Source organism: Leeuwenhoekiella aestuarii, from assembly GCF_004104055.1.
GTDB lineage: Bacteria > Bacteroidota > Bacteroidia > Flavobacteriales > Flavobacteriaceae > Leeuwenhoekiella > Leeuwenhoekiella aestuarii.
The window spans coordinates 512,138-532,200 of record NZ_QOVJ01000001.1; the positions used below are offsets into that span (position 1 = coordinate 512,138).

The following is a 20,063-nucleotide window of genomic DNA, read 5'->3' on the forward strand; positions in this document are numbered from 1 at the left end:
AGAAAAATGATAAATCGTTTTTCTATCGAATATTCACATTAACTAAATCACTAACATGAAAATCAAAACAAAAGGATTTCTAATGCTGTTCTTTGCATTAGTTGTACAGTTAGCCCTTGCTCAAACGCAAACACTTACCGGTACAGTTGTAGACGACACTGGCCTACCATTACCAGGAGCTTCTGTTATAATTAAAGGAACCAGCACAGGTACCTCAACAGACTTTGACGGAAACTTTAGCATTGATGCTGCTACCGGAGACATTCTGGTTGTAAGCTTTATGGGTTTTGTAGATCAGGAAGTAGCTGTAACTCAAGAAACCAGTTATAACATAAGCTTAAAATCTGGCGAAAGTCTAGACGAGGTTGTCGTTACTGCGCTGGGTATTAAGCGGGAAAAGAAAAGTCTTGGTTTTGCTCAACAATCTGTTAAAGGTGAATCTGTTGTACAAGCAAAAGACACAGACATCAACAGTGCATTAGCGGGTAAAATAGCTGGTGTACAACTCATAGGATCTCCCAGTTCTAGTTTTGACAATGCATTAATACGCTTAAGAGGTGAAACCGGGGTTCTATATGTGGTAGATGGTGTTAAAATCTACTCTTCTTCAGATATAAATATGGAAGACGTAGCAGATATTTCTGTATTAAAAGGTGTTGCAGGTACTGCATTATATGGTACAGAAGCACGAAATGGCGCAGTAATCATTACCACTAAAACAGCTAAAAATGGTGAAGCGCGTATAACGATTGACGAAGCTCTCTCTATGTCTACTTTATATTTGCTTCCGGAATATCAAAACGAATATGGAGGTGGATATGATCAAAACTTTCTAACCTACGAAGGTCAGCTGCACCCTAATTTTTCTGCAGATGAATCCTGGGGGCCCCGATTAGACGGAACACTGGTAAGACATTGGGATAGCTTTATTCCCAATTCAGATACTTTTGGAGAATTAAGACCATGGTCTGCTAACCCAGATAACATTAGAGACTTTTACGAAACTGCAACAACAAACAACTTAACGTTTTCTTTATTAAAAGGTGGAGACGATTATAATATCAAAACGACCATCAATAATATCAAGACATCCCTTATTGTTCCTAATACTAACAGAGAGCAAACTACTGTCTCTTTTAAAGGTTCTTATAATGTTTCTGAAAAATTGAAGTTCAACGGTAATTTCAACTATCAGTATCGATTGACTGAAAATTTCCCAGGTCAAGGTTACGGCGGCTTAGGTTCTAACTTCAACCAGTGGTGGCAGCGTCAACTAGACATGAATCGTTTAAAAAATTACAGACAAAATGGTCAGATCTATTCCTGGAATATGAAATCTGCATCAGACCCCTCCCCACTTTACTGGAATTCTCCTTACTTTGAAGCCACTGAAAACACTAATGAACAACTTAAAAATGCTGTTTATGGAAGTATTGGATTAGAGTATGAATATAATGATCATTTAAGCGGGTTAGTAGATATCAGACGTACCTTCAATAGCTTTGAGTATAGTAGCAAAACAGCTTGGTATGGTCTTACTCAACCAGGTTATTCTGAACAAACTATCACTAACGAATTTAATGAGCTATATACTCAATTAAATTACGATAATAAATTTGGAGCATTTGATGTAGTTGCTAATGTTGGAGCGCAATGGAATCAAAGAAATTATTCATACATAAATGCTGCTACAACAGGAGGTCTTCAAATACCTGACTATTACAGCATCAGAACTTCAGTAGGTAACATCAACTACGACAGAGATCATGTACGTTTTAAGAACTACTCTATGTTTGCAACAGCATCTGTAGGTTATGACAATTTCATCTATTTAGATGGGTCATACAGAAAAGAGTGGAGCTCTACAGCTGATTTAGATGACAACAGCGTAGATGTTTATGGACTTTCTGCAAGTTTGATTTTCTCAAAATTCATTGAAAATAATGACATCTTAAGCTTTGGTAAACTACGAGCCGGTATCGCTCAAGCACCTTCATTTCCTGACAACTATACCTTGAACAATACCTATTCAATTCAAAACTCTTATCAAGATAAGTTGAGTATCTCTACTCCAAATACACTTGCTAACCTTCAGCTAAAAGGAGGAATTAGAGAGGAAAAAGAATTGGGTACAGAGCTTAAGTTTTTCGGGAATAAACTTGGCTTAGACTTCACATATTTCAACAGAACAGATAGTGAACTTCCATCTTCATTAACTATTAACGGAGCTACAGGATACACTGCAACTACCGGGAATGAGTCTATTAATGAAACAAACGGTTGGGAACTAGGTCTCGCTGCGACACCATTTTCTAATGATGATTTTAGATGGGATGTAACTTTTAACATTGCCAGATACCGCAAAAAAGTTATCAAAATAAATGACCTGACCGATCAAACTACACTTGCAGGTGTATGGAATGCATCTTTACGCGCTGATGAAGGAGATGATTGGGGAAATATTTACGGTACAAAATGGCAAAGAGATGCTAATGGCACTATTCTTCTTGATGAATCTGGTACACCACAATACACCAATACCATAGAGAAAGTTGCCAACATCCAGCCCGACTTTACAGGCGGACTTAACAATATGCTTACTTATAAAAACTTCAATTTAAACTTCTCAATGGACTTTCAAAAGGGAGGTAATTTTTATTCTGTAACCAAAATGTTTAACGCGAGTTCTGGTAACGGTGCTCAAACCGTAGGAACCAATGATCTAGGCAACCCCATACGAGATTTAGTAATTGATAATGCAGGAAACGAAGTTACTTCTGCTAATGTAAACAATGTACAACCTTCTTCTGGTGGTATTCGCGTAGATGGTGCTGACATGACCACAGGTCAAGAAGTTTCTTATTATGTAAAACCCCGTACGTACTTTAACAATCTTTATGGGGTTGCTGAAGAATGGGTTTACGATGCTTCTTATATCAAGTTGAGACAAGTCTCTTTAGGTTACTCATTTCCTAAACCCTTAATGGAGAAACTTCCATTTGATAGTATGAAATTAAGTGTTTATGCTAATAACCTATGGTTAATCTACTCTAAGGTAAATGGCATCGATCCTTCTGAAATTGAAGACTACTATTCAAGTGGAAACGCAAGATGGGTAGAGGCCGGCCAAAGTCCTAGTCAACGAACTCTAGGTGTAGATCTTAAATTAAGCTTCTAAAAAATTAGAATTATGAAAAATAACATACTCAAAATAACATTTTTAGCACTAATATTGCTCGAAATCACTTCTTGTGAAACGGTTGATTTTGGAGACACGAATGTTGATCCTGATGCAACAACTCAAGTAATTAGCAGCGGACTTCTAACCTACGCAGAATCTCAAATGGGAAATGCAGTTACTTCAGACATAGGAAATTTTTATGTACAATATGTTTCTGCAATTACCTACACAGAAGCTTCTAGATATGGTACGCGAAACTTTGACATAGATTATCTATATTATAATCCCTTGATTAATCTTGAAAAGATCATTGAAGTAAATTCTAGTGAAGAAACAGCTTTAAGTCAATCTGCCTATGGTTTTAATGACAATCAAATTGCAGTTGCAAAACTATTAAAAGCATACTTTTTTCAGTTTGCCACAGACAGATGGGGAATGCTACCGTATTCTGAAGCTTTACAAGGTTTAGAAAATACAACCCCTGTTTTTGATTCTCAAGAGGAAATCTATTTATCTCTTTTTGATGAGATTGATGATGCTTTGGCTTTAATTAATGAGAGCGAAGCAGGTCCTACAGGGGATCTGATTTTTGATGGAGATATGGCTCGTTGGAGACAATTTGCTAACACCTTAAAGCTTACAATGGCTCTGCGATTATCTAATGTTTATCCAGAAGCAAACGGTGTTGCTGCTACTCAATTTAAAGAAGCGATGAGTGGCTCGATCACTTCTGTCGAAGAAAATCTTCTCTATCCATTTATTGCTGATCAATCGTATGACAACCCTTGGGAAGACCGTTTTGAAACCCGTGAAGATTATGCTGTTAGCAAGCCATTGGTAGATCGCTTACTTGCAGATAATGATAATCGTATTGAAGCTTATGCAGCATACAGCAGATCTTCGGTAACTGCGGGAAATCCTCAATATATAGGCATGCCATATGGTTTAACGACTTCTAGTTATGCTGCAAGTGATGTTTCGTTTATAACAAGTGATATTATCTACAATCAGAGTGCACCAGGTGTAATCTATAATTATGCTCAGGTTTTATTTTCTTATGCAGAAGCCGTTCAGTTAGGCTGGATTAGTGGGAGTGCAAGTGATTATTATGAGCAAGCAATTATTGCTTCTTTCGATCAATGGGGAGCAACAGGTGGTGCCGAATATGCCACAACAGTTGCATTAAGCACTAATCCTACAACAGCAATGCAACAAATCGCTGAAGAAAAATGGAAAGCGCTATTCTTACAAGGCTATGAAGCCTGGGCAGAATACAGAAGATTAGGATACCCAGAACTTACCCCTCCTGCAGAACCTCTTAATGGTGATGATGTCCCTGTGCGTCAAGGATACGATCTTGACTGGTCTCAGTCTAATACAGCTAATTACGAAGCAGCTGTTAGTGCTCAAGGCGCTGACAACCTTAACACCAAGTTATGGTGGGATGCTCCGCACCCGATAACTAATAAATAGTCAAAAAGTAGTTTTGTTTTGGTCAAGGGAATGTTCTTTAAAAGGCATTCCCTTTCTTTTTGCACATGATTTAGAGCTCAGAAATTTTAAGACGTTCGGGTTACCTACCACAAAAAAACCCGCTGATTGCTCAGCGGGTTTTATAATTTTTAAATTCTTTGTTCCTTAAAGGGACGTTTACTCATTGCTCACCACACGCTCACCCTCAATTTTCCAAGTATTTACGCTTGTGATTTGAGAATTATTGTAATCTACTTCTCTTAAAGTGTCATCATTCCAGAAAAACCATTTACCGGTCTTTTCTCCATTTTCATAATTAGCAGCTGCAGTTTTCACTCCATCTTTATCATAACTAATCCACTCACCCTGAAGTTTTCCATCTTCTGTGTAGTAACCCTTTTGACTAATTTGCCCATTATCGTGAAACAAAGTTGCTTTAATAAGATTGCCCTCTTTAACATAAATGTTCTTTTTTTCCTGAGCTGTAGCAAAGCTAACAACTCCTATCAGGGCTGCGGCAACTAGTAACTTTTTCATAATAATAGTATTTGGGTTAAACTTAACTTTACAAATATATAAAAACCTTAATCATAATGTTACATTTTGGTAACATTAAATTTACATTAAATATATAAACGCCTGTTATTGAGATTTTTAAAATATTATTAGACATTGATTTCACTTAACAAATGAAGAGATAAACAGCACCATGAGGCCTTTATATGAAGATTTTAGGCACACTTATAACCTTCGCATAACATTCAGCATTAAAATAAATATCAAATTTGCAGCTTTAAAAGACATATCTTTTTATGGATAATATATACCTGATTATGCTTATCGCTCTGGCTATTTTAGCCATAGCAGATTTAGTTGTTGGAGTAAGTAACGATGCCGTAAACTTTTTAAACTCTGCTATAGGTTCTAAAGCTGTGAGTTTTAAAACCATTATGATTGTTGCCAGTGTAGGGATTGCTTTTGGAGCATTATCCTCTAGCGGAATGATGGAGGTCGCCCGTAAAGGTATATTTGTACCTGAAAAGTTTTATTTTGACGAGATCATGATCATTTTCATGGCCGTTATGCTTACCGATATTTTGCTCCTTGATTTTTTCAATACACTAGGATTGCCCACCTCAACTACGGTTTCAATCGTATTTGAGCTTCTGGGCGCAGCCTTTTGTATGACTTTCATAAAATTATCTGGTAATTCTGACACGTTACTTCATTTAGGAGAATACATCAATTCAGATAAGGCTATTGAAATTATTACCGGAATTCTCCTCTCGGTCGTCATCGCGTTTACAGTTGGGGCACTCGTTCAATTTTTTACCAGACTATTACTGACGTTCAATTTCGCCAAACGTCCTACCTGGAATTCTGCCGTTTTTAGTGGTATTTCTACCGCTGCAATCACTTATTTTATAATCATTAAAGGATTGAAAAGCGCGGATTTTGTTCAAGGTGCATTTTTAGATTGGGCTAATGCAAACGTATTGGCTTTTATAGCCATCAGCTTTGTAATTTGGTTCATTATCTCTTATATATTGATCAAAGCGTTTAAATTGAATGTTTATGTGATGATCATTGTGCTCGGAACCTTTGCACTTGCAATGGCCTTTGCAGGGAATGATCTGGTAAACTTCATCGGTGTACCTATGGCCGCTTACAACTCGTATGAGATTTGGCAAGCCAGTGGTGAAGCAGCAAGCAGTTTTACCATGGAATCCCTTGCAGAAAAAGTCCCCACACAACCGCTATTATTACTATCTGCCGGAATTGTAATGATATTAACCTTATTCTTCTCAAAAAAAGCGCGTCGTGTTGTCAAGACTTCTGTAGACCTTTCTCGTCAAGATGAAGGGCAAGAGCGTTTTAAAGCCAATGCTTTGTCAAGAGCTTTAGTAAGAGGTGCTATGAACCTAAATAAAGGGTTTACTGCAATACTACCCCAGGGAGCCAAAAATTATATTGAACATAAATTTACTAAACCAAAAATTACAACTCGTGTTGCCGCTATAGATATGCCGGCGTTTGATCTTGTTCGTGCCGCAGTAAATCTTATGATTGCGAGTGTACTTATATCAGCTGCAACCTCCTTAAAACTACCCTTGTCTACCACCTATGTCACCTTTATGGTAGCGATGGGTACATCACTTGCAGATAGAGCTTGGGGTAGCGAAAGTGCGGTTTACAGGGTTGCTGGGGTTCTTAATGTAATAGGCGGCTGGTTTATGACTGCAATTAGTGCATTTACAGCTGCTGCAGTTATGGCCTTTATACTTTATAAAGGTGGAAGCATTGCACTCTTTTTATTATTTGCTGCTGCAATTGCCATTTTAGTACGCAATTATATGAACCACAAAAAACGTTCTGAAGCCGAAGCCGAAGAAGGTCGTTTAATGCGCGCAGTAAGCAATTCTATACAAGGAATTATTAATGAGAGTACAACCAATATCGCTTCTGCTTTTAAACGCGGTAGTAAAGTTTATGTAGGTACTATAGAAGGCCTGGCTAAAGTGGATCTAGGTAAGCTGAAGAAAAGTAAAAAAGGGATTGCAAAACTTAATGCCGAAGTCGAAGAACTGCGTAACAGTTTATATTACTTCATAAAAAATCTAGATGAGACGCACGTACAAGCGAGTCGTTTTTACATTGACGTACTCGGCTATTTACAAGATGTGACACAGTCTATAGATTTTGTAACCACATCGAGCTACAACCACCTCAACAATAATCACAAGGGTTTAAAGTTTACGCAACTTAAAGATCTTAAAGAGATTGAAGAAAAATTAGACAAGCTTTTCTCTAAAATTGAAGATACGTTTAAGGCTAAGAATTTTGACGATTTGTTATCTATTCTAGAAGAAAAGCAAAATCTGCTTGACAGTGTATCTCAGAAAATAGAAAAACAAGTCGAGCGTACGCGCACTGCAGACTCTAGTCCTAAAAATACGATGCTTTACTTTAGCATTCTTCAAGAAACTGAAGACCTTATAAAAGCAACGATGAATCTTTTAGAACATTATTATATAGAGCACAAAAAGCATATGTAATTTCAAAAACCAAAGGGCTGAATATTCAATTCAGCCCTTTGGTTTTTATACTTCCCTGAAGGTTTATTTAAAGTTCAAAATTGGTTAAAATAGCACTATCTTTCTGATACGGGTAAGCCCTCCAGAAAAACCCTTCTCCTTTAAACTTCCAGGCGACTTGTTTGTCATTTGTTACTTCCCAACAACCGTAATCACCTTCTGTGATTAATGTATTTCCATTAGGCAACCTAAAAGCTCCTGATACTTTTGGTGCAAACAAATTGATATCGGTAAAGCTCCATAACTGCTCCAGTTCGTTATCGGTTTCCGCTAATAAATTATAGTTTTCCGGTAACTGCAGTTCATATACTACTGATTGATCATTATTGTTACTCAAACCACCATTTACATAGATTAACGCGCTGTTTGTATCTGGAATAATATTTATCCCGTGGTTGTGGTAAAAACTACGCGTACCCTGAGTATTCCCATAAGCTTCAGGGTTGCCAAATCTATAAATCAAATCCCCTCCCAAACCATGAGAACCGCCTTCACTGGTTGTTGCTTCTTCTGTGGTAGTACTGTGATCTAAAACCCAAACTTCACTATAAAAATTTACGCTCATCAAAATAAGATCATTTTCAGCATCATATTCTAATCCATTAGCGTGCATAATATCGCCGTTATGAGCTTCCTGTAGGGCATCGCGGTAATTGAGATTGATTCGGTTAGGATTTTCAGAAACAAGTCCATAGTTAGGTAATGAATCATCATTATCCTGCACGAGGTGATCCCAGGCACTCCATTGCCAGACGATCTCATTGGTCTCTGGATTGATCTCTACTAATTTTTCAGCAAAAATACGTTCATCCAAATCGTAAGCATAGCCATAGTTCTGAGCTGCATCTTCTATAGTTTTACCTTCCCAAACCAAAACCAGTATATTTCCGTTAGGTAATAACTCCACATCATGGTGCGAAATTTCAGTATCTGAAGAGATAGTATAATCCCATGAGATAGCATTATCGGGATTTATCAATTGTATTTTTCCGGCATATCCACCAAAGCCTATCTGCTTGTTTTCATCAATGAGACTTACCAGCAACTGCCCATTAGCCAGGAGTTCTGCATCGTTACCTATACCGCTCTCAAGCTCCCATTCGTGAAGTATTTCAGCATTATTCTTATTCATTAAATAGACCCGGTTAAAACCCGCATCATTCACTAAAACGTAGCTGTCTTCAATAAGTTCTTGATTATAAAGTTCGATTTCACCTGCAAGTTCGTAGGTTTCTTCAGACGTCGCGGGGTTTTCTTCTTCAACATCGGGATTCTCTTCCTGCTCACTTTCTTCGATACCCGTTAGGGTTTCGTCAGAACAACTTATCAGTACTGAAAAGAAGAGAAGAATACATAATAGATTTAATTTCATGGCGCTTGTTTAATACCTTGATGAATATAGTAAATAACTTTTTTTCAGGAGGTAAAACTCAAGCTAATCAGCATATTAAAAAATTAAGGCCTGGCAACCTTACCGGCTACCTTCCCATTCTGCATAAAACTGATCTAAAAATTCTTGCATAAAAAGATGCCGCTTCTCAGCTATCTCTAGTGCAGTTTTAGTGTGCATTTTATCCTTTAGCAACAGTAATTTCTCGTAGAAGTGGTTGATGGTTGGCGCATCAGATTTTTTATATTCTTCTGCAGTCATATCCAGTTTTGGCTCAATACTGGGGTCGTAAAGTTTACGGTTCTTAAAGCCTCCGTAATTGAAAGTACGAGCAATACCTATTGCACCAATCGCATCAAGACGATCAGCATCCTGTACAATTTGTAATTCAATTGAATTATAGTCAGACTTTTTATTCCCACCCCGATATGAAACATTTTCAATAATCTTAACCACAGCCTCTATTCGAGCAAAAGATACATTCTGCTCTTTTAAAAACTCGCGAGCCATTTTGGGTCCTACGGTCTCATCACCCTCATGAAATTTAGAATCTGCTATATCGTGCAAAAGCGCTCCCAGAGCGACACTAACTACATCTGCATCTTCACCTTTAGCAATATGGAGTGCATTTTTGTAAACTCTAAGCGTATGAAACCAGTCGTGACCACCTTCTGCATCAGATAAGGTATTTTTTACAAAATCACTCGTTTTCTCTATAATCCTAATATCTTCTGAATGAAGTTTTAAAGATGCTGTCATACTTACAAAGAATTAGATCTTGATTTATGTGTGCGCACCTCCGGAAAATCTGCAAGTACACTATCCTGAACCTGCTTAACCAATTCCTCAGGGTTTTTACCCGCAACTTTAATAGGCTCGTGAACCGTGTGACTTACATGCACACCTATATCCTGCGGAAAACCACCCCAACGCATTAATTTCCAGGAATTATGTATAGTCACAGGGACGACAATTGCATCTGGCATAAACTTAAACAATGTGATCAATCCTCCCGTTGCAAAATCTTTAGGAACTCCGTCTTTACTCCGTGTTCCTTCCGGAAAAATCACTACCGATCGATTTGTTTTATTTAAGGATTTAGTCAAATCCCGAATCGCCATTATAGACTGCCTTTTGTCTTTTCGGTCTATTAAAGCAGCACCGCCTTTTCTCAGGTTATAAGAGATGCTGGGAATACCTTTTCCTAATTCGATTTTACTAATAAATTTAGGGTGCAACCTGCGCATATGCCAGATTATAGAAGGGATATCCCACTGCCCCTGGTGGTTTGCCACAATAATAATAGGCTGATCCCTCGCTATCTTGTAGGGGTTATTAAATGTAAAGCGTGTGCCTAAAAGATTTAGACACCGCATAATGGTAAAATTTAAATAATCTACACTTTTCTTATGTGCCTGATAACCAAACCAATTGTAACATACCCATTGTACCGGATGAAATATAACAATGGTTAGACCAAAAGCCAGATAAAAAATAACACTTAGCGGATAAGCAAAAAACTTTCTCATTAGTATAAAACTTACTCAGCAAAGAAAAGACAATGCCATGAGCTTGCAAATTTAATTTATCTGATGATTTATGGCACTATCAATGATTTTGGGGGAAAACCCCCTTATTCAGTAGTGTTTACCCAGCTACATTTGTGCTGAATGAGAAATAATGAGAAAATCACTTAAAATCAGGCTATCTATATTGCTGCTGGGTTTAAATATCCTGGCATTTAGCGTGAATTATTATGGTTTTGCTCCAAAAATACAAGCGATAGCAGAAAACGAGTCTTTTGAAATATATTTATTTACAGATTTAGAAACAGGTTTAAATCCCTCGTTGCAACAAGTTGGGGAATTCGTGCAAAATCCAGATGGTTTCTGGCCTTTTGAAGCATTTTATATCAATACTTCTACAGGTACAGATGAATATACCGGAAGATTTAGAGGGTTTTTTACCGGTTTTGAACGTCCAGAATTTATATTTTACAACCTTTTGATACTGGCGCTTATCCTTTTCTTTAAATTCTGGTAATCAAGATTTTTTCTTTTTACGTTTTTTATTCCAGTATACGTAGAGGCAAAATATAACCAGACTTATCACAGAACCCCATAACAAACCGCTTTTCATTCCTGAAGTACTTTGACCCATAATAGCTATAAAGAGCGTCAGTGGCGTAATACCCGCCAAGGTTGCCGCGAGAAATTTAAAATAATTCATTTTTAAAATTCCACCTACAAAACTGATAGCATCATTAGATAAAAATGGATTGAGCCTCGTGATGGCAATAGCCCAAAACCCGTAATCCTCTATAAAATCTTCCAGTTTCGTTTCGGTACTAGAGCCTATAAGATTATTTATTAAGCCAGAACCCAGTTTTTTCCCTAGAATATAACCAACGCTTGATGCGCTGCTTACGGCAACCAGTACTAATAAACTGCCCCAAACAGGACCATAAGCCAAAATACAAACCACCATAAGTGCTACCGAAGGAATCACAATCAGAAACATCTGAGCGATCATTGCCAAGATCAAAACCACCGGACCAGCCCAACCAAATGAAGAAACCCAATTCTCAATCTTTTGCTCATCACCACTACTGAGAACAGACCAGGCCTCGTTCATAAAGTCTTTCATCTCAGGAATTAAGAAATAACCCAGTACAACACCTACCAGAATTACTATTGAAACTATTTTAGGAAGATGTTTTATCAGGATTTTTTGCATAAAAAGTATTAAGATTCGTAAATAAAAAGTTCTTCAATTGTACAGTTAAAAACAGCTGCTAACCTAAATGCGGTAGGCAAACTGGGATCAAATTTACCTTTTTCAATCGCATTTATTGTTTGCCTGGAGACTTCTATACGTTCCGCCAGATCTCCCTGCGTTAATTTAATTGCATTGCGCAACTCTTTGATGTTATTTTTCATGAGTACTTACGCGCATTAAAAAAGACACACAAAATATAGGTGAGTCCCATAAATAAGACCAGAAAACTAATTTCTGCATCCTGAGCGATTAGATCTGTGGTGTCTAATTGAGCGTATGCGATACCCACAACGACACTAAGCCCTAAAGTCAACCCCATAGACTCTAATTGTATTTTGCGTTGCAGCTCATCTCCCTCGTTCACAAAATTTCGGTTTGCCATCACCATCCCTACTCCAACTGCAAGGCTCAAGATAATAGTCAAAACTGTAATGATTTGGGATTCCCATAAAAACTAAGAACCAAACGTCACCAAAGCTGTAGTTAACACCCAAGCGACAGACCATTTTGCCAAACGATTTCTAGATTCAATTAATTTTGATTTCATACTATTTGAATTTTGATTAATGTAAAGTTCACTTGACAAATATATGACTATTTCTAAATGTAAAGCAAACTTTACAAAATAATTTTTTCAATACTAAGATTCAACATACAATTACCCGAAAAAGAGTAAATTACCTTTGAATAACTTCCTGTAAACTGAAAATCAACTCGTGTCAGGCATCAGAACCTGAATGCTTGCCACTTGAATTAACCACCAAAATCAAGTATTCTGAAAATTCTAATTGCACCAGATTCATTTAAAGAAAGCCTTACAGCAACACAAGTTTGTGAAGCCATTGCTGAAGGAATAAAGTCAGTAAACCCGTATTCAGCTATTGATCTTCTTCCGTTTTCTGATGGTGGCGAAGGTGCTTTTGAGTTGTTTGATGCTCTAAAATTAGGAGCGAAAATCGAATGTGATACGTTTGATCCCTTACGGCGATCTTTAAAAGCTTCTTATTACGGATTTAAAGATGGTAAAACCGCATGGATCGAACTTTCACAGGCCTCAGGACTTGCTTTGCTTAACGATTCTGAAAAAAATCCGTTGCTTACTTCCACTTACGGCACCGGTTTACAAATCAATCATGCGCTTGAAAATGGTTTTACAACTATCATCTTAGGCATTGGTGGCAGTGCAACCCATGATCTGGGTACTGGTATTTTTGAAGCTTTAGGCGGAAAATTATTAGATCACACTAAAAACAGCTTACATGCTAAAGGTGAGCATCTCGCACGGTGTACTGAACTCGATTTTAAAAATTTAAACACCAAACTCCTAAACACAACTACTATCGTTGCGTGTGATGTTACCAATACGCTATTGGGTAAAACAGGAGCAGCTTACACCTATGCCCCGCAAAAAGGTGCATCCCCAGCAGTTGTAGCGCAACTTGAAGAAGGCGCAACACACTTTGCAAAATTGGTTCAGCAGAAAAGAAATAAAGACCTAACACAAATTAAAGGCGGTGGCGCTGCAGGAGGCACTGCAGCAGGAATGTTTGGATTATTTGATAGTGCTCTCAAACCAGGCTTTGATCTGTTAAGCGACCTGACTGCTCTTGAAGAAAGGGTTAGAGAAGCAGACCTTTTGATCACAGGAGAAGGCAAAACAGATAACCAAAGTCAGTATGGGAAAGTGCCTTTCAAATTAGCCGAACTGGCTAAAAAATATCATAAACCGTTACTGCTTTTTGCCGGGAGTGTTTCGGCTACGCCTGAAATTTTAACGCGTGCCGGAATCACTGCTGCATACGCTATTAAAACCGAAACGATGACACTAGACTATGCAAAAAACCACGCCTATTCATTGCTGAAAGATGCTGTACTAAAAAATCTCAAAAACCACATTTAACCTATGGGTATTGATTTACTTTTTATTGCAGTCGTAGTTATCTGGATAATTGTTGGCACGAGTTACCTGCGCTGGCATCCTTTTTTTGTATTGCTTATAGGTGCCCTGGGGCTCGCCTTTTTATTGCAAATACCCATTGCACAAATCCCTGAGACCCTCAGTACAGGCTTTGGGAATATGTTTAAAAACATAGGTCTTTTGATTCTTTTTGGCGCTTGGATAGGTGTTGCTCTTGAAGCAACAAATGCGACAACCGCGATCGCAAAAGGAATTATCAAGAAGTTAACCCTGCTCCCGCTTCCGTTTGTCATCAGTGCTTTGGGCTATCTGGTTTCTATTCCGGTTTTTTGTGATGCTGCTTTTGTTATTTTGGCTCCGCTAACAAAAAAACTTTCAGCAAACAATACCGCCAGGCGTAATGCGCTCACGGTAGCACTTTCTACCGGCTTGTTTTCTGCTCATGTTTTGGTGCCGCCAACTCCGGGTCCGCTGGCTGCTGCCGGAAATCTTCAGTTAGCGAACTTATCCCTGCTCTTACTTGCAGGTGGAATTTTTGGTATTGTACTTATGCTCATCGGCGCATTTTATGCCTATTATTTTTTCAGAAAGAGCAATCTGAACGACAGCTTTGACAGCGATAATTTGATTGAACACTTTAATCAGGAAAAAAACCTGCCTTCTTTTTCAGAAGCTATCTGGCCTTTGACCTTACCCATTCTACTGATGGCAACCGCTTCTATAATCCCCTTATTTCTAACTGAATATCAATTTTTCACAGACCTTATTTTATTTGTGGGAGATCCTGTTATTGCCCTATTATTAGGAATGCTCGCAGCATTTTACAGTTGCAAAAAGCGTAAAAAAGATATGAGCACAATTCTTAAAAAAGGAATTCAGCAGGCGGCACCCATTCTTTTAATAACTGCAATGGGCGGTGCTCTGGGCGCTGTAATTCAGTCTGCAAATCTCACTGAAGGATTGCGTCTGGATTCTTTTACTAACAGCCTGGGACTTACCATTCCATTTTTACTCGCTGCTTTGCTAAAATCAGCTCAGGGTTCTTCTACCGTAGCTATCATTACTATTAGTTCTATTATGCTTCCCTTGTTGCCTGCTCTTGGACTAAATACTGAAATGGGAAAAGTATGGGTAATTCTTGCCATTGGTGCCGGCTCCTTAACGGTGTCCCACGCTAATGACTCCTATTTCTGGATTGTAAGTCAAATGGGAGAAATGAGCGTAAAAGAGGCTTATAGAAAACACACTGCAGGAACTTTATTGCAAGGCGTAATTGGCATTTGTTTGCTGCTTGCTGCCTATAGTGTATATCATGCGCTGTAGGGTTAATCCCTTAGTTTTTCAGCTATACTGTCGTAGTATTCCCTAGTCAGAACTTCAGTCCAGGTTGTAGGTTCCTTTCCCCCATAGATTGCGAGATAGGTAACATCGTGTTCTTTTGAGGAAGCATGCCAATGCTCAACATTTGGTTCACAGCGTAAGACATCAACTTCTTTGATACGTACCGGATCTTTACCCCGCTCCTGATAATAGCCCTCGCCATCCACTACAATAAGCACCTGTGGCGTAGCGGCTTGTGCCAGTCAAGTGTAGCATTGGCCTTAAAAGTGGCTTTAGTAATGTTATAATCCAGCGTGTCGTCGGCTTCCAGTACGTGACTCAGCCAAGGCTTCTCCCAGATAATGCGTGTTGGGCGCTAACCCCTTCTTCATTGTAGGATTTGATGGTATAGGTGGTTTCCTGGGCAAATACACCTGCGGAAATTACCGCGCAAACAAGTAAAAGAAAATTTATCATAGGGATTGTTTTAGGGGTAGAAATTAGGGTTTAAAAACCGTTTTGGAGTAACTCAATAACCTATTTATAATTTTAAAACCTCCAAAAAACAAAAAAGCCTTAACTACAGATAGTTAAGGCTTAATTTTCTAATAGGTACTTTCGTTAAATAATAGCAATTCCTTGATTTAACCAATGGATGCTGGCATTTTTACAATGTTTTATGAGAGTCATTCTCCTTGACAAAGATAAGTCAATACGAATGCATGATAAGAGTTAACATATTTAAATTAAATTATTTTTTCAAATAAGTATGACTGTGGTTTAGAAAACCATTCTTGATTATTAGCAAAGTATGAGACAGGATCACATATTATTATAGGATTATAATTAGAATCAGAAACTTTGAATACATCTACTAAATAAAGAAAATAATTTTCAGATTTAATTTTAGCAGTCTGGATTTCATTAGCTGACCAATAAAAATGAGGTTTCCCTTTATATGCTTTCACTTCAATAAAACGATCTAATGTAATTGATGCCATATCATTAAATGATACAATATCATAACCTGCTGTTACATCTAAAATTGAAATCCGTTTTATTTCCGATGTATCCTGCCTCGTTTTTAGCCTTATTTTTTCATAATTGACAACAAACAATTCACCTTTTTCACCTTGTAATCTCTGTAGTTCAAGCTTTTTTAACAGTGCCTCTTCTGTAAGTTTAAGTTTACGTGAATTTACCTTTTCTAATAAATCAGATAGCAATTCGTTAATGTAATAGTTACCTGCTTCACACTTTTCTAATATCCGAAGTGTTATCAATAGATTCCTATAGCAGGCATACTTATATTTTATATTATGCCTAGGAAGAACATATTTACCATTTTGATCATCGTATTTAATGTCATCTAATAAAATTATATCCTGTTTAATTAAAAAGTTCAGTAATATTTTTGAAAACCAATCTTGATAATTATAAATGTCTATAAAAGTATTTTCCCTATTAATAGATATTGAAATCTCATTGCCATCAAATTTCACTAATTCTAATTGTTCAAATAGTAAAATTGTATAGTCAATATTTAAGTTTAATTTTCCTTTGTAATGAAGTCTTAAGTCGGTTAAAGATTGAATAGAAACAACACCCTGTAATAAAGTAGTCCAAACAAAATAAAGTCCTTCCAAATCGGCTATTTCACTACAAGATTCTATTCTTTCGTTTAACATAATCTAGTATTATAGCTTTAATATCTTCATTACCTTCATCACCTATATTATCAAACAAGGGAATTGGTGATGATTCAATAAGCGCTAGCATTCTTTCCTCCTTTATTTTTAAACGATTATCAATCACCTCATCAACTGTGTTTCTAGAAAGTAGATAATAATAGTTTGTAATGGTATCTTCAGGTAAACCATACCTGTGAATTCTATCTTTTGATTGAATAAAATGAGCACAATTAAAAGAGCGCTCAATGTAAATAGCATTATGACATACCTTATGAAGAGATATTGATTCAGCTACCGCAAAAGGATTTGCAATTATGACATTATAACTACAATCTGCATTATGAAATTCACTTATGATTGCTTCACGAGTTAATTCGTAATTTATATCTTCTGGAGTCATTCCATCTGTAGCAACTGGGGTTGCGCCATATAAAGTGCGGCTTTCAACACCAACTGAACTAAGGTAATTTTGTAGTGATTCAATTGTTTTTATAAATATTGCCCAAATAACCACCTTACCGTTTTCTTCAATTATTTGATTAACTAATTCAGCACATTTAATGAATTTGGCAGGAATTTCATCGGAATAGTACCTCATAACATCCTGCATTATCAATGAATCTTCTTTTTCGATAGTGTTAAAGTTGTCGTAATTTTCTTCAGCAAACCTATTCAAGGACTCCTTAAGTAAAGCAGGGTTTGATGCTACTTGTTGTAACCTAATGAGTTTTGCTTTTACTAAGGAGGAGTGCAAGCTCGTGTTGGAGTTATTTATCTCATCTACAAAGCGTTTTTCAATAAAGTCATACACTCTTTGCTGAGATTCACCCATTTGCACTAATATCGGTGCATTTTCTACAGGTTTTGGGATGTTTAAGTCTCCTTTTTTAATTCTAATATAATAAGGATCTATATTACTCATCAAAGGGTTGACTCGATCATCATTTATTGAAGTACTCATATCACGAAGTTGCCCTACATTGTATTCGGTTACATTTCTTTTAGGCCAAATAAAATTAAAGAGGTTATATAAATCTTCATATCCATTAGGAACTGGAGTTCCGGTAAGGACAACTCTAGACGTACACAGATTAGCAAGCTCCAAAATCGATGAGGAAATAATACCACCACTTGTATTCTTGATTTTATGAGCTTCATCAAGCACAACCATTACTTTATGGTTTGATAAGAAATATTGAATCGACTCTTTTATTGATACTACAGAGGCATAACTAATCAATATAAGTTCAGCGGTTTGCCCATAGAAATATTGTTTTTTATTTTCAGCTGAAATAGATCCGTTTATACGTTTACAATTTACCTTTCTACCAAAACATTCTTCAAACTCGAGCTCCCAAGGACCAAAAGAGCTTAAAGGTCCTATAATAATAATTTTATCAATTTTTTTTGGATTGTCTGTAGGCAGGTTTTTTAAATAAGTATAGGCCCCATACACAATACTCGTTTTTCCTGCTCCTGGCACAGAAAAATTACATCCACTTTGAGAAAAAGCTAAATGATATGCTGACAATAATTGAAGTGGGTATAACCTCCGTTCAGTCATGTTTTGAATCAAGACATTTGTAAAGTTATCAAAATCCTCTGTGATGCAATTGTTTGCTTTTATATCTTTCGCTTTGCTGGTAAACTCCTCAAATTGCAGTTCTTTTTCTCGAAAGAGTTTAATGTCAGAGTTAATTTGAGTATCATAATTTACTTCTGCATTTATATATTTTGCTGCAAGACTTAATAACTCTGCAACCCGTTCTATTGGGTCATCAGAATTTATAATTAACGTTTTATCTTCAATCTCGTAAGAAAGTTTCGTGCGCAAAAGCATTTTTGAACGTCTATTATTAAGGAGCTCCTTAATAGCTCCTGTTACGGAATATTTAGATTCATTATTTATAGATATATTTAGTTGCATGATAACTAGTTTAACACTTCAGTTATATTTTCAGTAAGCTTCTTCAACAAATTCGCCTGTTCTACTAATGCTAATTTATTAGGTGTTTTTCGCAGAGTATCTAAATCTATTTCAGTGAGAGCATTTAAAGCCTTCTTAAGTAGGGCTTCGGGTTTATCTTTGGCTTTTTTGTTATCTATAGTGTTTTTGCTGTCGTTAAAAGTTTCCATTAAACCTTCACGCATTTCTTCTTTCCATTTATTATCGCGCTGATTAAGTAATCTGGTAATGTCATCTTCATTGCCGGCTTTTTTAATTACACTGTCAATATCCTCTTCTTCGTAGTCCTTAATCAATTCATTGTAACTATTTGAAAAATTTGTCCACGTTTTTTCATCATTTAGAAAGTTATTATTTGCAGTTGATGAAATTGCCCTAAAGTCAAAATCGCCCTTTTCCTCTAGGCGTATAAAATCAAAACTGATGTTCCTTAAATCAACTTCCACTTCATCGAGTTTATTTTCAGGAAGCCATTTTATTCTACCACTCTGCACTTTTTTAATTGCTGAATTAAGTTTTAACAAATCATCTTCACAACCTCTAGGTAAGCGTGTATATAAACCTGTATATCCATATGTTTCTAAGTATTGGTCTATCAACTCCATAACCTCTAAATTCAGACTCACATCTTTAACGGAGTCGAACCCCATATATTCAGCAATTTGCTTTAAAGTGAACCTCTTCTCTTTCATATCACGAGCATGCAAATATTTTTCGATCGGATTATAGTCGACTTTGCTATCAGCTCCCATTTGAAAGGAAGTTTCTAATCTTAAAATTTCTCTCTCATCTGCATCTTCAGGAAGAATTCTAGCTGTAAAATAAGAGCATTTATCTTTAGTGTTTTGATCATAGTTATTATCATTAGAAATTTTCCTAAGTAAAGAAGCTCTTCGGTTGCCATCAACAATAACACCATCCATCGTAATGATTCCAGGTTCTAATTGACCATTTTTCGCTAAATTTTCGATCGTCTTTTTATTCCTCTTTTCATTTGAGTAATACAAAAATTGAGCAATCTTGTTGGAATCGTTTTCATCATCAACATCTAACGTCCCATATTCTCTTTTATAAGATTTAACCAAGCTGCTAATGCGACCATTTTCAACATTATAAGCAAGAAAATCAATTGGAATTTTATAAACATCAAATTCTCGAATCTCACCTTGGTATAAAAGTTTTGTTCCAGTAGCTACCGGTTTACCTTTAATTATTTCTCGTATTTTAATTTTTCTTGCACTGGAGTTCATG

The 20,063-nt window shown here is 36.7% G+C and carries 17 protein-coding genes; 6 read left to right on the forward strand and 11 right to left on the reverse strand.

Going from position 1 to position 20,063, the window contains the following annotated elements:
• Nucleotides 1-55 precede the first annotated feature (55 nt).
• Together DSM03_RS02330 and DSM03_RS02335 are read left to right on the forward strand one after the other, a co-directional pair.
• Nucleotides 56-3,178 carry a SusC/RagA family TonB-linked outer membrane protein gene (locus tag DSM03_RS02330; RefSeq protein ID WP_128763030.1) on the forward strand — a complete coding sequence of 1,041 codons (3,123 nt, stop codon included), beginning with the start codon at nucleotides 56-58 and terminating at the stop codon, nucleotides 3,176-3,178.
• A gap of 12 nt (nucleotides 3,179-3,190) precedes the next feature.
• Nucleotides 3,191-4,654, forward strand: coding sequence for a SusD/RagB family nutrient-binding outer membrane lipoprotein (locus DSM03_RS02335; RefSeq protein WP_128763031.1), 1,464 nt, complete (start codon nucleotides 3,191-3,193; stop codon nucleotides 4,652-4,654).
• A 177-nt stretch (nucleotides 4,655-4,831) separates the two neighbouring features.
• Here DSM03_RS02335 and DSM03_RS02340 read toward each other — a convergent pair whose 3' ends face one another.
• Nucleotides 4,832-5,191 (reverse strand): toxin-antitoxin system YwqK family antitoxin, encoded by a 360-nt coding sequence (locus tag DSM03_RS02340; RefSeq protein WP_128761761.1) that lies wholly within the window; start codon nucleotides 5,189-5,191, stop codon nucleotides 4,832-4,834.
• A gap of 275 nt (nucleotides 5,192-5,466) precedes the next feature.
• Here DSM03_RS02340 and DSM03_RS02345 point away from each other — a divergent pair, with 275 nt between their 5' ends.
• A complete protein-coding gene (locus tag DSM03_RS02345) occupies nucleotides 5,467-7,710 on the forward strand; it encodes an inorganic phosphate transporter (RefSeq protein ID WP_128761762.1) in 2,244 nt (747 codons plus the stop codon).
• 67 nt (nucleotides 7,711-7,777) lie between these two features.
• On the opposite strand, the gene DSM03_RS02350 is transcribed toward DSM03_RS02345, so the two are convergent.
• The 3 genes from DSM03_RS02350 to DSM03_RS02360 all read right to left on the reverse strand — a co-directional run bounded on the left by DSM03_RS02350 (nucleotide 7,778) and on the right by DSM03_RS02360 (nucleotide 10,668).
• A complete protein-coding gene (locus tag DSM03_RS02350) occupies nucleotides 7,778-9,121 on the reverse strand; it encodes an aryl-sulfate sulfotransferase (RefSeq protein ID WP_128763032.1) in 1,344 nt (447 codons plus the stop codon).
• Between the two features lie 99 nt (nucleotides 9,122-9,220).
• The gene (locus DSM03_RS02355; RefSeq protein WP_128761764.1) at nucleotides 9,221-9,898 is read right to left on the reverse strand and encodes an HD domain-containing protein; all 678 of its coding nucleotides are present in this window, start codon (nucleotides 9,896-9,898) and stop codon (nucleotides 9,221-9,223) included.
• A 2-nt stretch (nucleotides 9,899-9,900) separates the two neighbouring features.
• A complete protein-coding gene (locus DSM03_RS02360) occupies nucleotides 9,901-10,668 on the reverse strand; it encodes a lysophospholipid acyltransferase family protein (protein ID WP_128763033.1) in 768 nt (255 codons plus the stop codon).
• A 151-nt stretch (nucleotides 10,669-10,819) separates the two neighbouring features.
• On the opposite strand from DSM03_RS02360, the gene DSM03_RS02365 reads away from it, so the two are divergent.
• Complete coding sequence (locus DSM03_RS02365) at nucleotides 10,820-11,182, forward strand: hypothetical protein (protein ID WP_128761766.1); 363 nt, start codon at nucleotides 10,820-10,822, stop codon at nucleotides 11,180-11,182.
• On the opposite strand, the gene DSM03_RS02370 is transcribed toward DSM03_RS02365, so the two are convergent.
• Genes DSM03_RS02370 through DSM03_RS02380 form a run of 3 tightly spaced genes read right to left on the reverse strand, consistent with a single transcriptional unit; the run spans nucleotide 11,183 to nucleotide 12,341 of the window.
• Nucleotides 11,183-11,875, reverse strand: coding sequence for a TVP38/TMEM64 family protein (locus DSM03_RS02370; protein WP_128763034.1), 693 nt, complete (start codon nucleotides 11,873-11,875; stop codon nucleotides 11,183-11,185).
• Nucleotides 11,876-11,883: 8 nt separating this feature from the next.
• A complete protein-coding gene (locus DSM03_RS02375) occupies nucleotides 11,884-12,078 on the reverse strand; it encodes a helix-turn-helix transcriptional regulator (RefSeq protein ID WP_128761768.1) in 195 nt (64 codons plus the stop codon).
• Nucleotides 12,075-12,341: a hypothetical protein gene (locus DSM03_RS02380; protein WP_236643933.1), complete on the reverse strand. Its 267-nt coding sequence runs from the start codon at nucleotides 12,339-12,341 to the stop codon at nucleotides 12,075-12,077. Before DSM03_RS02380 ends, DSM03_RS02375 begins: the two co-directional genes overlap by 4 nt.
• A gap of 363 nt (nucleotides 12,342-12,704) precedes the next feature.
• Here DSM03_RS02380 and DSM03_RS02385 point away from each other — a divergent pair, with 363 nt between their 5' ends.
• A complete protein-coding gene (locus DSM03_RS02385) occupies nucleotides 12,705-13,817 on the forward strand; it encodes a glycerate kinase family protein (RefSeq protein ID WP_236643937.1) in 1,113 nt (370 codons plus the stop codon).
• A gap of 3 nt (nucleotides 13,818-13,820) precedes the next feature.
• Nucleotides 13,821-15,158 carry a GntP family permease gene (locus DSM03_RS02390; protein WP_128763036.1) on the forward strand — a complete coding sequence of 446 codons (1,338 nt, stop codon included), beginning with the start codon at nucleotides 13,821-13,823 and terminating at the stop codon, nucleotides 15,156-15,158.
• 2 nt (nucleotides 15,159-15,160) lie between these two features.
• Here the strand turns inward: DSM03_RS02390 and DSM03_RS19265 are convergent, their stop codons facing one another.
• The 4 genes from DSM03_RS19265 to DSM03_RS02410 form a co-directional block, all read right to left on the reverse strand.
• Nucleotides 15,161-15,394, reverse strand: a complete 234-nt coding sequence (locus DSM03_RS19265; RefSeq protein ID WP_338068245.1) for a cupin domain-containing protein — start codon at nucleotides 15,392-15,394, stop codon at nucleotides 15,161-15,163.
• Between the two features lie 507 nt (nucleotides 15,395-15,901).
• Entirely contained in the window at nucleotides 15,902-16,843 is a 942-nt protein-coding gene (locus DSM03_RS02400; protein ID WP_128763037.1) for a protein NO VEIN domain-containing protein, read from the reverse strand.
• A complete protein-coding gene (locus tag DSM03_RS02405) occupies nucleotides 16,815-18,773 on the reverse strand; it encodes a DEAD/DEAH box helicase (RefSeq protein ID WP_201740395.1) in 1,959 nt (652 codons plus the stop codon). The genes DSM03_RS02400 and DSM03_RS02405 overlap by 29 nt, the downstream gene beginning before the upstream one ends.
• A gap of 5 nt (nucleotides 18,774-18,778) precedes the next feature.
• Nucleotides 18,779-20,062: a ParB N-terminal domain-containing protein gene (locus tag DSM03_RS02410; RefSeq protein ID WP_128763039.1), complete on the reverse strand. Its 1,284-nt coding sequence runs from the start codon at nucleotides 20,060-20,062 to the stop codon at nucleotides 18,779-18,781.
• Nucleotide 20,063: the final 1 nt, after the last annotated feature.

What these genes read in the sequence shown, in the direction of transcription:
- DSM03_RS02370 (WP_128763034.1), bottom strand. Translation starts at nt 11,875, where the DNA reads ATGCAAAAAATCCTGATAAAACATCTTCCTAAAATAGTTTCAATAGTA.
- DSM03_RS02390 (WP_128763036.1), top strand. Translation starts at nt 13,821, where the DNA reads ATGGGTATTGATTTACTTTTTATTGCAGTCGTAGTTATCTGGATAATT.
- DSM03_RS02345 (WP_128761762.1), top strand. Translation starts at nt 5,467, where the DNA reads ATGGATAATATATACCTGATTATGCTTATCGCTCTGGCTATTTTAGCC.
- DSM03_RS02365 (WP_128761766.1), top strand. Translation starts at nt 10,820, where the DNA reads ATGAGAAAATCACTTAAAATCAGGCTATCTATATTGCTGCTGGGTTTA.
- DSM03_RS02375 (WP_128761768.1), bottom strand. Translation starts at nt 12,078, where the DNA reads ATGAAAAATAACATCAAAGAGTTGCGCAATGCAATTAAATTAACGCAG.
- DSM03_RS02410 (WP_128763039.1), bottom strand. Translation starts at nt 20,062, where the DNA reads ATGAACTCCAGTGCAAGAAAAATTAAAATACGAGAAATAATTAAAGGT.
- DSM03_RS02335 (WP_128763031.1), top strand. Translation starts at nt 3,191, where the DNA reads ATGAAAAATAACATACTCAAAATAACATTTTTAGCACTAATATTGCTC.
- DSM03_RS02355 (WP_128761764.1), bottom strand. Translation starts at nt 9,898, where the DNA reads ATGACAGCATCTTTAAAACTTCATTCAGAAGATATTAGGATTATAGAG.
- DSM03_RS02330 (WP_128763030.1), top strand. Translation starts at nt 56, where the DNA reads ATGAAAATCAAAACAAAAGGATTTCTAATGCTGTTCTTTGCATTAGTT.
- DSM03_RS02340 (WP_128761761.1), bottom strand. Translation starts at nt 5,191, where the DNA reads ATGAAAAAGTTACTAGTTGCCGCAGCCCTGATAGGAGTTGTTAGCTTT.
- DSM03_RS02405 (WP_201740395.1), bottom strand. Translation starts at nt 18,773, where the DNA reads ATGCAACTAAATATATCTATAAATAATGAATCTAAATATTCCGTAACA.
- DSM03_RS02400 (WP_128763037.1), bottom strand. Translation starts at nt 16,843, where the DNA reads ATGTTAAACGAAAGAATAGAATCTTGTAGTGAAATAGCCGATTTGGAA.
- DSM03_RS02350 (WP_128763032.1), bottom strand. Translation starts at nt 9,121, where the DNA reads ATGAAATTAAATCTATTATGTATTCTTCTCTTCTTTTCAGTACTGATA.
- DSM03_RS02360 (WP_128763033.1), bottom strand. Translation starts at nt 10,668, where the DNA reads ATGAGAAAGTTTTTTGCTTATCCGCTAAGTGTTATTTTTTATCTGGCT.